The organism is Streptomyces macrolidinus (assembly GCF_023887685.1).
GTDB lineage: Bacteria > Actinomycetota > Actinomycetes > Streptomycetales > Streptomycetaceae > Streptomyces > Streptomyces macrolidinus.
The window spans coordinates 1-670 of the sequence record NZ_JAMWMR010000105.1; the positions used below are offsets into that span (position 1 = coordinate 1).

The window sequence follows — 670 nt, forward strand, 5'->3', positions numbered from 1 at the left end:
ACCGGCCTCCTTCGTGTAGAAGGTGCCGAGTTGGTCCGCGTCCGGGCTGTAGAGCGCGTCGAGATCCCAGTCACGGTTCTCCGGGAACGTCGAGATGCCTTCGTCGCCGGACGCGACCATCCGCCAGAGATCCTCGGGCGAGGAGATCCCACCCGGGTACCGGCACGCCATCCCGACGATCACGATCGGCTCGTCCACCGCCGGATTCATCACGGGGACCACCGAACCGCTCACCGTCCGTGGCTGATCCGCTCCGGTGTCGCGCAGTTCCTCAACGAGTTGCGGGAGCAGGAAGCCGGAGAGCTCGGCCGGGTTGGGGTAGTCGAACACCAGCGTCGTGGGCAGGGACAGGCCGGTCGCCTTGTTGAGCCTGTTACGCAGGTCCACCGAGGTCAAGGAGTCGAAGCCCAGCTCCGTGAACGCCCGGCCGGCCGGAATCCCGTCCACGGTCTCGTGGCCCAGGACCGCCGCGATCTCCGTCCGCACCAGCGACAACAGCGCGGTGGCACGCTCGGCCTCGGGCAGGACCGCCAGCTTCTGCCGGAGACCGGAGTCCGGCCGGCTGCCGGTGAGCTCCTTCCGTGTTCGAGCCGGGACGAGTTCCCGCATCAGGGGTGCGAGCGTGTCGTTCTCCGCCTCGGCGCGCAGGACCGCGTCGTCCAGGTGGATC

At 68.8% G+C, this 670-nt stretch carries 1 protein-coding gene; it reads right to left on the reverse strand.

All coding sequences use genetic code 11. From position 1 onward, the window contains the following. A partial coding sequence (locus NGF19_RS30425; RefSeq protein WP_252429164.1) for an acyl carrier protein occupies positions 1–670 on the reverse strand: 670 nt, incomplete at both ends.